This is a genomic window from Leeuwenhoekiella sp. A16 (assembly GCF_047946675.1).
In the GTDB taxonomy this organism is placed as follows: Bacteria; Bacteroidota; Bacteroidia; order Flavobacteriales; family Flavobacteriaceae; genus Leeuwenhoekiella.
Genome location: NZ_CP172313.1, coordinates 2,118,836 through 2,131,087 on the forward strand (window position 1 = coordinate 2,118,836; position 12,252 = coordinate 2,131,087).

Annotated in this window: 10 protein-coding genes; 4 read left to right on the top strand and 6 right to left on the bottom strand. The window is 39.4% G+C overall.

What is annotated here, in order from left to right; genetic code table 11:
* Positions 1–45: 45 nt before the first annotated feature.
* From ACH3O9_RS09180 to ACH3O9_RS09190, 3 genes are all read right to left on the bottom strand, one after another.
* Positions 46–2,241, bottom strand: coding sequence for an FUSC family membrane protein (locus ACH3O9_RS09180; RefSeq protein ID WP_416446519.1), 2,196 nt, complete (start codon positions 2,239–2,241; stop codon positions 46–48).
* 106 nt (positions 2,242–2,347) lie between these two features.
* Positions 2,348–2,857, bottom strand: coding sequence for a DUF1440 domain-containing protein (locus tag ACH3O9_RS09185; RefSeq protein WP_416446521.1), 510 nt, complete (start codon positions 2,855–2,857; stop codon positions 2,348–2,350).
* A gap of 71 nt (positions 2,858–2,928) precedes the next feature.
* Positions 2,929–4,089: a serine hydrolase domain-containing protein gene (locus ACH3O9_RS09190; protein WP_416446523.1), complete on the bottom strand. Its 1,161-nt coding sequence runs from the start codon at positions 4,087–4,089 to the stop codon at positions 2,929–2,931.
* 278 nt (positions 4,090–4,367) lie between these two features.
* On the opposite strand from ACH3O9_RS09190, the gene ACH3O9_RS09195 reads away from it, so the two are divergent.
* Complete coding sequence (locus ACH3O9_RS09195; protein ID WP_416446525.1) at positions 4,368–4,844, top strand: ankyrin repeat domain-containing protein; 477 nt, start codon at positions 4,368–4,370, stop codon at positions 4,842–4,844.
* Entirely contained in the window at positions 4,837–5,418 is a 582-nt protein-coding gene (locus tag ACH3O9_RS09200; protein ID WP_416446527.1) for a hypothetical protein, read from the top strand. The genes ACH3O9_RS09195 and ACH3O9_RS09200 overlap by 8 nt, the downstream gene beginning before the upstream one ends.
* Before the next feature lie 7 nt (positions 5,419–5,425).
* On the opposite strand, the gene ACH3O9_RS09205 is transcribed toward ACH3O9_RS09200, so the two are convergent.
* A complete protein-coding gene (locus ACH3O9_RS09205; RefSeq protein ID WP_416446529.1) occupies positions 5,426–6,097 on the bottom strand; it encodes a PolC-type DNA polymerase III in 672 nt (223 codons plus the stop codon).
* 1 nt (position 6,098) lies between these two features.
* A complete protein-coding gene (locus ACH3O9_RS09210) occupies positions 6,099–8,003 on the bottom strand; it encodes a DUF294 nucleotidyltransferase-like domain-containing protein (protein WP_416446531.1) in 1,905 nt (634 codons plus the stop codon).
* Between the two features lie 129 nt (positions 8,004–8,132).
* Between ACH3O9_RS09210 and ACH3O9_RS09215 the strand changes: the two genes are divergently transcribed.
* On the top strand, positions 8,133–9,818 hold the full coding sequence (locus ACH3O9_RS09215; protein ID WP_416446533.1) for a beta-N-acetylhexosaminidase: 1,686 nt from the start codon (positions 8,133–8,135) through the stop codon (positions 9,816–9,818).
* A 65-nt stretch (positions 9,819–9,883) separates the two neighbouring features.
* Here ACH3O9_RS09215 and ACH3O9_RS09220 read toward each other — a convergent pair whose 3' ends face one another.
* Positions 9,884–10,333 carry a nucleoside deaminase gene (locus tag ACH3O9_RS09220; RefSeq protein ID WP_416446658.1) on the bottom strand — a complete coding sequence of 150 codons (450 nt, stop codon included), beginning with the start codon at positions 10,331–10,333 and terminating at the stop codon, positions 9,884–9,886.
* A 140-nt stretch (positions 10,334–10,473) separates the two neighbouring features.
* Here ACH3O9_RS09220 and ACH3O9_RS09225 point away from each other — a divergent pair, with 140 nt between their 5' ends.
* Positions 10,474–12,246: a 1-deoxy-D-xylulose-5-phosphate synthase gene (locus ACH3O9_RS09225; protein ID WP_416446535.1), complete on the top strand. Its 1,773-nt coding sequence runs from the start codon at positions 10,474–10,476 to the stop codon at positions 12,244–12,246.
* The last annotated feature ends 6 nt before the right edge of the window (positions 12,247–12,252 follow it).

Consider the following 12,252-nt stretch of genomic DNA (forward strand, 5'->3'; position numbering starts at 1 on the left):
AGCCAATGAGATGCTGAAACCAGTTCAGCATGACTAAAACCTCATTTACAACCCATCAATATCTTTAATACGATCTATGATTTCCTCACTTATTGAGCGCAGCCAGCGCAATTGCTCTTTAATAAGTTGTGCTTCCTGAACTTCAACATATTTATGCTCACTCACAGAATCTGATAATTCTTCATAGCGTTTTTGCATATAATCTTCGGCTTCCTTGTGGTCAACCAGGTCAATGTCAATTTTGCTATGTTGCAGCATACTTTCAGCTTGTTTCAGATTTTGCACTATAGATTTGGTGTAGCTGTTAAAATGAGAAGAAGCCTCTGTAGTCGCATGATTCTGAATATAAGTGCTCAATGAAGCCAGCGCACTCAAAAATGTCTGATTAAGAATTACCAACTCATAAACAGTATCAAAATTTTTCTGCTGGCTTGACGGTTCTTGTGACATGCGTTGCATCGCTGCGTTCAATTCGCCAGTTGCGAGAAAAGCCTGCTTTCGCGAAAGCTTATACGTGGTAGGCATCGTTCCCTTTTTTTGATAGTGTGTGGCGATTTCTTCAAGAAATAACCGGTTTTTTTCTAAGCTGGTAGTGAAAACATTCCGTATGCCCAGCGCCTCCCAACTAGGCCACAGGAATATATTACCCAAAGCGGCCAGGGCAGCGCCAATGCCTGTATCAAGCACTCTAAACTCGATCACTTCAAAAACTTCGGGTTTAAGCAGCGCATAGACAAAAACCACACTTAGCGTGATAAAAATAGCCGCGGTCCTGTAGTTTTTTTGCAAAGTGGCAAAGGCACAAATAAGCGAGAGAATGGCAAGAATTCTAAACAGCATAAGATTATGCACAAGAAGCACAATGCCCACAGCAATAACCGCGCCTATCACGGTACCAATAATACGCTGTATAGATCGTGATTTAGTAAGACCGTAATTGGGTCGCATGATCACAATAATAGTAAGCAGGATCCAGTATGGATTTTGTAGTTTAAAAATTGAACCCACTGCAAAACCTATCATAATAACTACTGCCAGCCGCAATGCGTGTTTAAAAATAGGTGATTGCCAACTTAGATTTTCTAAAAGTAAATCTGGATTATAATCCTGTTGTGTGAGAAAACGTCTCGAGACCTTGTTACGTGCGTAGTTGAGGTCTGTCACCTCTTTTGTACTTAAAATGTGCTCGATCGTATTGATCTTTTCTATCTGCTGTTCTTGATAATCATACAGGTTTTTAAGTGTGATATATCCTTCATCCCAGACGTTAAGGTTATTATTAATGCCTCCCATTGAAGAATTGATTTGCTCAAGCGTATGTTTTAGATCACCATCACTTTTGAGAGATTTACCCCTCTCAATCGCATAAGCAATATTTTTTAAGCGGGCAGACATGCTCATTACCAGGTTATGAATGGCTTCTTTTTGCGGGGCATATTTTTCCAGAAGTTCGTCCATCTTTTCATAGTTCACCGGGTTTGCCATAGCCAGTTCCAGAATATCGATAAGCTGAATAAGAACCAGTAATCGTTTGCTTTCATACAAAGAATCGCCTGCACTTTTTCTTGAATTTATAAGGATTTCCCTTAGTTTTTCATGATTCTCATTGATGCTGCTTTGCAGCTCAAGCAACGCAGAAAAACCTTTCTTTCTAAAGGTAGGATTTTTAAAAAGCAGCGCTCTTATCTTAAGATAGTCTGCAGTGAGGTTTAGAGATTGCGTCAGGAACTCTTCGGTTTGCTTTTTAGGAGCCAAAAAATCAACTATAGACGTGAGCAACAGATACCACAAACCGCCCACGCCAATTAATATCGCTCTTTCATATGGCTGCAAAACCGTTGATAATTTCGCGAAGCTTAAAACAAGCGCAAACAATCCTGAAAAACCTACTAAGGAAGCTCTAAAGCCATAAATGGCAAAATAGGCCATAAGGAACATGGTGATCCCTAAAATAGGAATCTGTATAAATACATTAGAAGGTAAATAGCCGCCAATTATGCTTGAAATAACTGCGATAAATGCAGAAATAAGAATACCGATGCGTTTATGTTTAGCGCTGCCGCTAATATCACTTGGCGAACTAAGAAGTGAACCCACGCCAATAGCAAGTCCAGCTTCAAAATAACCGGTCTCGTAACCTATAAAAATAGGTGTTACAATGGCAACTGCTATCGTTACTGCCTTAGCAAAATCTGTGCTTTTTATAAAGTGAAGAAAGTCATTGTAGATTTTGCTTTTCATCAAGGAAACTTAGATTGAATGAGAAATATGTCTGGCGAGACCTCATCTTAACATTGAGCCTTGTGAAATGTAAAGATTTATGAGCGATTTTGTGTTATTTCTGTTTTCAATCCCTCATTTTTCTTGCGATATAACTCCTTACAAGTTCTGTTGTCACGCCAAAGGCAATATGAGCGATCAACTCATTTGCCTGTAATTGTAAGGGAATATCTTTAGGGTCTTCTTTTAAGCCTAACATAGGCAGTGAGGTCTCATGTGTACCATACCATGTTGATGCGCCAAAAACTGCTCCTTCCAGAATATTGGGTTTAAGGTCATCGCGTTTTGCATAACCGTAAGTTGCACCCAGGCTTGCGCCAAAAGGAATATTGACCAGTTGCTCTGCAATGCCCTCATTGCCTTCACTAATGCGCTCACCTGTGATCTTTATAGAAAGATCGTCTACCATTTTCAATTTGGCAGATTTTGTATTGGGCTTACGCACGGGTAAAATGCGCTCAATAGTCGTTTTTATTAAAGTACCCGCAAGACCACCCACGATTCCTGAAATCAATCCGCGGCTTACATTAGAGGCTAATGAATCTCTGTCTAACCAGGCTTCTACTGCATTGCTCATATGGTTGTAAATTTTGACTAAATTTAAAGATTCTCCTGATTAGCGCTGTACGCTTTAACAAGGCTTTTGCATCATAGTGCGTCATTTACCAGATTCATGAACTCCCCTACTTTAGAAGGTTCTAGCCAGCGCGTTACCACAACAAGGTCATGAGCTTCATCAATAATGATAAAGTTCCCGCCAAAACCGGCTGCATAATAAATATTATCATCAAGTCCTTCCCAGTGTCGCGGTCCCTGCTCATTAAGCCACCACATATAACCATAATTAGGATTAGGCACAGAAGGATTTCTGATGTCTTTTACCCATTTTTTAGGTATAATTTGCTCATTTTTCCACGCTCCCTGATTGAGAAATAAAAGTCCAAAACGCGCCATATCCTCAGCACTTATAAACATACCGCCGCCAGAGTGACCGCCACCGCTTACAGATTGCATTTGTAGTCCGTCAATATTCATCCAGGAATTATCATAGCCAAACCAGCGCCAGGTTGTAGAAGCGCCTATTTTATCCATCACTTTTTCTTTAAGTACTTTAGGCAACGGTTCACGCCATACATTAGTAAGTGCATAAGCCAGAACATTAACGCGCACGTCATTGTACTCAAAAAAAGTTCCCGGTTCTTTAAGTTCGCGATATTTCCAGTCATCTGTGCTTCCTGTACGCGGCGGGCGGTCTGCCCAGTCTTTGCCGCCCCAAAGCTCACCGCTCCAGTCAGAATTTTGTTCTAGCAGATGTTTCCAGGTGATCTTGCTGTTATGCGCACCGTCAAAGGTGCCGTCCCAGATCGTATTTGCTACCGTGTCATTAATTGATGGGATAAGACCTGCATCAATAGCAAGACCCGCAGTTGTAGAGAGGAAACTTTTAGTCACACTAAAGGTCATATCTACTCTTTTTATATCTCCCCACTGCGCAACGAGATATCCATTTTTAAGAACCATTCCTGCCGGGCCACCCCGTTTTTTAGTAGGGCCAAGTATTTTGTGATACGGTTCACTTTCAAACCCTTTTAAGATCGCCTGTCGCAGATCTCGCGATTCTGAATATTCATTCGCTTTCGCGAAAGCGACCGCTTTATCAAGTGCCAGTTGTGAAATATCGTATGTTTTGGCCTGTTTTTCGGTCCATTTTGCCCCAAAATCGGGAAAATAATAAGAAGTATTCTGCGCTTTTGCCGCAATAAAAAAGAACAAGCATGCGCATAGGGTGAAGTAATTAATGTTTTTCATAGGTTGGTTTTTACAGCAGTTAATTTACAAATTACCTATAATTAGCATTCTATTGAATTTTATAATAATAATTACATTAAGTATAAATTTTTATTATGATAAAATATAAAGATGGTATGAGCGTATGGGTTTTCAAATCGAGTAGTAGCTTAATTTCACCGCAAAGAAATGTTTGCTATAGCAGACAATTTATTTTAGGTTTTATTCACCTTAGCGGGGTCTGGTATTTAAATATCGCACCTCGCTTTTTTTGATTAAAAATCATTATTTTTATTTATATGGAAACAGAACAACTTTTTAGTGCCATACGCTCTCAAGACAAAGAGACAGTGCACAATATACTTAGCAATAATCCTGAATTAGCGAGCGCAAAAGACCAGCGGGGGTCATCACCATTACTGCTGGCTACTTATTACGGGCACGTTGATATAGCAGAAGAAATACTTAAACATGATAAAAATATAAACGCGCAGGATGCCTCTGGCAACACAGCTCTAATGGGTGTTTGCTTTAAAGGTTACCCTGAAATGGCAAAACTGTTAATTGATAGCGGGGCAGATGTTAACTGCATCAATTTTAATGGCGCCACCGCTCTAATTTATGCTGCTACTTTTAACCAAAAAGACATTGTAGAATTGTTATTGGCAAAAGGTGCAGACAGAGATGTGAAAGACGGGAGAGGGCAAAGCGCCGCAGATCATGCACGTATGCAAGGTCTTGAAGAGATTGTTAACTTAATTGAAGAAAATGACTAGCACCAGCAAATTAGTACGATTACATTCTGTACGCTTTAGAAACAAGGGCTATAAGCGAAAGCGACTACTTACGCCAGATCGTGAGGAGGATTTTTTAAACTTTCTGGTGCGTGCTTTAGGTGCAGATGTATTTGTGATAAGTACTGGTTTGGGACTTGATGTCTACTACCTGGCAGATGAGGATTATAGCAAATTTATAGCAAAAAACCTTTGGATATTTCGCCCGGACAATGAGTCTAATGATGCTGTAAGCATTTGCGAAACGCATAGTGGTGAGGATGTTTTAGAATATTTTAATACGGTTGTAAGCAGTCTTTCTGGTCACCCTCAACTTTTTCTTTCGTGCTGTAAAAAACTGATCTCAAAATTCAACGCCGGCGGTATAGACACTTCATTAAACGGCATACTTTACAATTGTTTTGATGAGCATCTAAATCGTTTGAGTAAAGAAGAAAACGTGCCTTTTGCCTCAAAAATCGCCCATATTAGGGCAAAAACCGAAAAGCCTTTTCTCAAAGAAAATAACCTGAAACAATTAGCAGATCAACTACTGGCAGAAGATCATATAAACTAAGATTAGCTTATCGAGCCTTGTAAAGCTCTTTTTTAGTGAATTTACCTGTTTTTAGGAGACGGCTTTTAATTTTAAGAAATGCCATCGCTGTTATATACGCGTCACCAGAAGCTTTATGCCGGTCTGTCTTTTCTATTTTAAGATCTGCACACAACTCATCAAGACTGTAATGTTTTTCTTGTGAGACCACGTTTACGGCGTGTATAGTTTTCTTATATAAAGTACCCGTGTCCAGCAATTGGTTCTTAAGTTTAGGAGCTCCCAATCTTTTTAAAGCATAATTTACCATGCGCACATCAAAGCCTACATGATGCCCCACTAATACCGAATTGCCAATGTAAGCGATAAATCGCTTTATAGCTTCTTCTTCAGAAATGCTGTAGTATTTGCCATGTTTTAAAATACCATGAATTGCGACAGATTCTTCATTAAAAACATCTTGCTGCACATAGATTTCCAGCGCGTCTGAAACATCAATTGTATTCCCGGTAAGACTTACGGCGCCAATACTTAGAATACGGTCTTTTCTATAGTCAAGCCCTGTGGTTTCTGTGTCAAAAACCACATAACGTGTATTTTCAAGAAGTTGTGCTTTTTGGTTAACAAAATGGGCCGAATATTGCTTGTAAAAATCTGGTGCGTTCTTGTTTCTGTTGTTCCAAAAGGGTAGTTTGATCATATTAACTCAATTGATATCTAATCTTTAGAATTTCCTGAATATCACGTATAGGTTTAAAGCAGCGTTTGAGCTTTAGTTTTTCAGCTTTGCTCAAGGTAGCCAATTCTATAAACCGCCCGGAATCGTTATGAAGAATACCTTGTTTAGTTCTAAATTTCAACAAAGCCTTAAACGCATAAGAGCAACCTTCATAAACTTCTTTATTGTTAGGATCGAGTTCTGCAAGCCGTTCAAACCTCCCGGCGGTGTTGTTGATATTGCGCACTTTATTATGCAGACTTAGAACTCGCGCCGCATCAATAAGTGGCATAAGCGCTCTGGCTTTAATGTCGAAAAAATCTTTGTGCTCACCATCGCTTTCTACCAGAAGTTGTCTAAAGAATCCCAGCGGTGACGGACTCTTAGTCGCATCCTGAGCCATATGCCGGTAAAATATTGAATTAGATTCAAGCACTTTAAAAATACTGTCTGAAAGTTCTGTTACCAGCGGTGTATCGCCATGTACATAACTATAATCAAAAAATATTGCAGACAGCAGTAAACTCTCAGGGCTGGGGGATGATATCCAGTTACTGAATTGTGATTTCCATTCCTGCAGAGACTGGCACCATCTTGGGTTGCTTGCCATCATATCTGCCGGGCAGTAGGCGTATCCTACTTTGTGTAAAGTTGTTGTTACCAGGCGGGCTAACTCGAGAAAATAAGCTTTTGCGTCTTCATACTCATCTTCAGGTACATCTTCAAAAACTATTGCATTGTCCTGATCTGTCAACAGCAATTGCTCTTTGCGTCCCTGACTGCCTAATGCTAACCATGCATATTTGCAGGGTGGGGCAGAAGGCATTTTTTTCAGCGCAAGCTCTATTGCCCGTACGGTCACTGCATAGTTTATTTCGTTTAAAATATTTAAGATATGCGATAAAGGCAGGTTTTGGTCGAGGTATTTTTTAAGAAGTTCAGATACTTTAATGCGCACTTCACGAAGAGATTTACCATTTTTTGCACGTTTTACTTCTTTAATTAGAACAACGGGATTATTTGCAAATGAAACAACAAGATCCTGCTGTGTGATCAATCCCAGCAGTTCTGTATCTGGAGTACCATCTTCTGTAATACATAAATGATTGATGTCATTCTTCAACATAATAAGCTGCGCCTGCGCCACCGTGGGTCCTTTCTGAAAACAACGTACAGGAGAACTCATTATATTTTTTACAGGTTCTGTGACCGCATGTTGGCCTGTTGCGATCGTATTTCTCAAATCCCGATTTGTGATAATACCAACCGGTTTTTTGTCTAAAGTGACAATTATAGAGCCTATGTGCCTTATAGACATCATGCTTGCTGCATCTTTAATGAGCGTATCCGGAGGGCAGGTTACGGGGTTTTTAGTGTACCTCGCTTTTTGGAGATCAAATAATTCGCTATTGCGTTCTACGCTATATTCGGTAAACAATTTGCCGCTTTCTTCAAGAGAATAGGGGTCGCTCACATTTGATGCGAAACTGGCTATAAGAAAATTGCTTACAGATTTGTTATCTAAAGCGATAGGCAAAAACAGATCTATGGGCACGCCATAAATAATGCATTCTTCATTTGCCATTGCAGTAAGTTGATAATCTTCTTTAGTAATTAAGGGGCGTAGACCAAAAATATCGCCCTCATCACAAATATCTACGATCTGCTGCTGGTTATCTTTTGTTCGCAGTACACGCACAGCGCCATCTTTTACAACATAGAACATCCCGTGATTCTTCTCTTTTTCTTTAAAAACAGCTTTGTCTTTTTCGAAATAGATCACCTTTACCTGGCCTGCGATTTCCAGCAAACTTTGTTCGTCAAGAAATACAAAAGGAGGATATCGCTTTAAAAAGTCATAAATACGTTCTGCAATCGTGTTTTTCATAAATGAAAACTTTTAAGCTAAAATACAAAGTTTGACAGGTTCAAAATTCTGATTTATACGAAGATATTACCGATATTTACTGGTAAACCACCATTTTCTATTAATTTATTGTTTTAAACCGTTAAAATTATGAGAAGTATAATCCTGCTTTTTTGTGTATTTAGTCTGGCGAGCTGCGCAAACTCTTACCAGGAAACAGAGAATGAACCAGAAGATTATGCTATTATACCTAAGCCTGTAGAGCTTGTGCCAGATATGGGGCAGTTTCATCTAACTAAGGAGACTACACTAACGGCAGACCCGCAACTTTCTCAGGAAGCAACTTATTTGCAGGAATTATTAAAGGATGTAACAGGCAAGGATATTAAAATTGTTGACGAGGCTAATTTCTCAGATCGTTTAATCACATTACAACTCGATGATACTATTGAAAATAAAGAAGGTTATAAGCTGCTTGTAAATCCCGAAAGTGTAACTATAGTTGCAAAAGACGGAAGCGGCATATTTTACGGTATACAGTCATTGAGACAATTGATCAATGATGATAAAGAAACGATACCTGCTGTTGCGATCACAGATTTTCCTCGGTATGTTTATCGCGGTATGCACTTAGATGTGAGCCGTCACTTTTTTCCGGTAGATTTTGTAAAAAAATACATAGACCTCATCGCTTTGCATAAGATGAATACCTTTCACTGGCACTTAACAGAAGATCAGGGCTGGCGCATTGAGATAAAACAATATCCTAAACTTACAGAAGTGGGTGGTTTTAGAAATGGAACAATTGTAGGGCATAATCCGGGAACAGAGAATGATCAACAAGAATATGGTGGCTTCTATACTCAGGATGAAATTAAAGAGGTGGTAAAGTATGCACAGGCGCGACATGTTACAATTATTCCTGAAATTGAATTACCGGGTCACAGCAGCGCCGCTATTGCTGCCTATCCTTATTTAAGCTGTTTTCCCGATGAGAAAACCGTTGTAGGTAATGATATGATGTCTAAAAAAGGCAGAGAATTTCAACAGAACGGGACGCCAAAAATAGTTCAGGAAACCTGGGGAGTTTTTGATGATGTGTATTGCGCGGGTAAAGAAGAAACCTTTACATTTTTAGAAAATGTACTCACAGAAGTTATGGAGCTTTTCCCATCTCATTACATTCATATAGGTGGTGATGAAAGCCCTAAAGCTAATTGGGAGCGCTGCCCAAATTGCCAGAAGAAAATAGCAGATAATAATTTGCAGGATGAACATGAACTACAAAGTTATTTTATACAACGCATCGAGAAATTTGCAAATACAAAGGGGAAAAGCATCATAGGCTGGGATGAAATATTAGAAGGCGGGCTTGCGCCAAATGCAACAGTAATGTCCTGGAGAGGTATTGATGGTGGTATCGCTGCCGCGAAACAAAGACACGACGTGATCATGACACCGGGAGATTTTTGCTATTTTGATAAATATCAGGCAAATCCTGATGATGAACCGCTTGCAATAGGTGGTTTTCTGCCTTTAGAAAAAGTATATGGTTATGAACCCACACCAGAAGAACTCACCGATGAGGAAGCACAACATATTCTGGGAGCTCAGGCAAATGTCTGGACAGAATATATGGATTCTGAAGATTACGTAGAATATATGATTTTACCGCGTATGACTGCACTTGCTGAGGTGGTTTGGTCTCCTAAAAATAGCCGTGATTTCTCCGATTTTAGCCGTCGTTTGACCGATTTTGAGAAGATGTACACCTTTTTTGACGTGAATTATGCTAAAAAGACAATACCTGAAACAGAGGTAGTAAAATCAGAATAGAATTGTTTAGTTCTAAATTAATTACTGATATAATGCTGAGCAGTTTCAGGGTGACGAAAAAAGAATTAATTAAGATTTCGTTTTTCTATAAAAAAGCGTTTTAATAGTTGGGATGCTTCTTTTTCCAGAATACCTTCTGTGATTTTAGTTTTAGGATGTAATTGCGTTCCCATTTTGCGATAACCACGCACATCATCTGCAGCGGCAAATACTATGCGAGATATCTGGCTCCAGTACAAAGCACCCGCGCACATTTGGCAAGGTTCCAGGGTAATGTACATGGTACAATTAGTTAAATATTTCCCGCCCAGGTAATTTGCGGCAGCGGTTATTGTCTGCATTTCTGCATGAGCAGTTACATCGTTAAGTCTTTCGGTAAGATTATGTGACCGAGCAATAATAGTATTGTTTGCGACAACAATTGCTCCCACAGGAATTTCGCCCAGGTCATATGCGACTTCAGCTTCCTGCAATGCTTTTTTCATAAAGTAAGAATCATCAAAAGGTTGTATCAATGCCATGCTTTTAATTGTAGATCATAAAAATACAAACCTCCTATTTACAATTTCGTTCAAGCCGTATATTTTAAATCAAATTTATATTCCTGCTTCACAGACTGCTTTAGAATTCTTGATTTTCGGCTACCTTTGTTCCTATGCCAGATCGTTTTTTACAACTCATAGATGATCCTAAAGATCTTAGAAAACTTAATACAAGTGACCTGCCAGAATTGGCCACAGAATTGAGGCAATTCATTATAAATATAGTAGCCACAAAAGAAGGACATTTGGGCGCAAGCCTTGGTGTGGTAGAACTTACAATCGCACTGCATTACATCTTTAACACTCCTGATGACAGGATTATTTGGGATGTTGGGCATCAGGCGTATGGGCATAAAATCCTCACCGGGAGACGGGATATTTTTGATACAAACAGGCAATTAGGTGGTATTAGTGGTTTCCCAAAAATAAAGGAAAGTGAGTATGATACTTTTGGTACCGGTCATTCAAGCACTTCTATTTCTGCTGCTTTAGGTATGGCAATTTCGGCACAACTACAAGGTCATATTAAAAGACAGCACATTGCGGTAATAGGCGATGCTTCTATTGCCAGCGGGATGGCTTTTGAAGGTTTAAATCATGCAGGTGTTACAAATGCTAATTTACTGGTGATTTTAAATGATAATGCCATAGGTATAGACCCTAGTGTGGGGGCTCTTAAGCGATATCTCACTAATGTAAAATCTGGGAGCCAGCGGCAGGAAAATATATTTGAAGCTTTGAATTTTAAATATTTTGGCCCGGTAGACGGGCATGATATTGATAAGCTTTTAGAAATACTGCAAGTTCTAAAGAAAATAGATGGTCCTAAATTTTTACATGTAATCACAACAAAAGGGAAAGGTTTAAAACAAGCCGAAGATGATCAAATAAAATACCACGCACCCGGTAAATTTGATGCAAAAACGGGCGAATTGAAGCCAAAATCAGATGCTGTTGAGCCGCCAAAATATCAGGATGTATTTGGTGAAACCTTAGTGGAACTGGCTAAAAAGAATAAAAATATTATTGGAATAACTCCGGCGATGCCTACCGGCAGTTCGTTAAAATATATGATGAGTGTTTTTCCTGAGCGTGCTTTTGATGTGGGTATAGCAGAGCAACATGCGGTAACGCTGGCGGCAGGGATGGCGACACAGGGAAGCATCGTTTTTTGCAACATATACAGCACATTTTTACAGCGTGCGTACGATCAGGTTATTCATGATGTTGCTTTGCAGGATCTGCCTGTTATTTTTTGCCTTGACAGAGCCGGATTAGTAGGCGAGGATGGAGCCACACACCATGGTATTTTTGATATTGCCTATTTACGGTGCATACCCAATATGATAATTTATGCTCCGCGAAATGAAGAAATGCTACGTAATATCATGTACACGGCACAATTAGGTCTTGAGCATCCTATCGCTATAAGATATCCGCGCGGAAAAGGAATTACCATAGACTGGAAAAAACCCTTTTCTAAAATTGCTTTCGCGAAAGCTGAAAAACTTGTTGAAGGTTCTCATGTTGCACTATTGGCGACGGGAAATATGACACAGCTGGCAATAGAAGCGGCAACTCCCTTTGAAGGTGAAGTTGCCGTTTATTATTTTGGTTTTATCAAGCCATTGGATTTTGAAACCCTTGACCATATTTTTAGAAAATACAGCTACGTAATCACGCTTGAAGACGGTATCAAATCTGGTGGATTTGGCAGCGCTGTTGCAGAATATTCGGCTGAGAAAGAATACACAGGTAAGTTAGAAATCTTAGGTATACCAGATCATTTTATTGAGCAAGGCACCGTAGGCCAACTCTATGATTTATGTGGACTAACCTCTAAAAACCTCACTACATTGATTGAAAATCGGTTAAAAATGGTCTAAAATCAG

Bases quoted from the DNA above. Each gene is read 5' to 3' on its own strand.
- ACH3O9_RS09180 (WP_416446519.1), bottom strand. From the start codon at position 2,241: ATGAAAAGCAAAATCTACAATGACTTTCTTCACTTTATAAAAAGCACA.
- ACH3O9_RS09185 (WP_416446521.1), bottom strand. From the start codon at position 2,857: ATGAGCAATGCAGTAGAAGCCTGGTTAGACAGAGATTCATTAGCCTCT.
- ACH3O9_RS09190 (WP_416446523.1), bottom strand. From the start codon at position 4,089: ATGAAAAACATTAATTACTTCACCCTATGCGCATGCTTGTTCTTTTTT.
- ACH3O9_RS09195 (WP_416446525.1), top strand. From the start codon at position 4,368: ATGGAAACAGAACAACTTTTTAGTGCCATACGCTCTCAAGACAAAGAG.
- ACH3O9_RS09200 (WP_416446527.1), top strand. From the start codon at position 4,837: ATGACTAGCACCAGCAAATTAGTACGATTACATTCTGTACGCTTTAGA.
- ACH3O9_RS09205 (WP_416446529.1), bottom strand. From the start codon at position 6,097: ATGATCAAACTACCCTTTTGGAACAACAGAAACAAGAACGCACCAGAT.
- ACH3O9_RS09210 (WP_416446531.1), bottom strand. From the start codon at position 8,003: ATGAAAAACACGATTGCAGAACGTATTTATGACTTTTTAAAGCGATAT.
- ACH3O9_RS09215 (WP_416446533.1), top strand. From the start codon at position 8,133: ATGAGAAGTATAATCCTGCTTTTTTGTGTATTTAGTCTGGCGAGCTGC.
- ACH3O9_RS09225 (WP_416446535.1), top strand. From the start codon at position 10,474: ATGCCAGATCGTTTTTTACAACTCATAGATGATCCTAAAGATCTTAGA.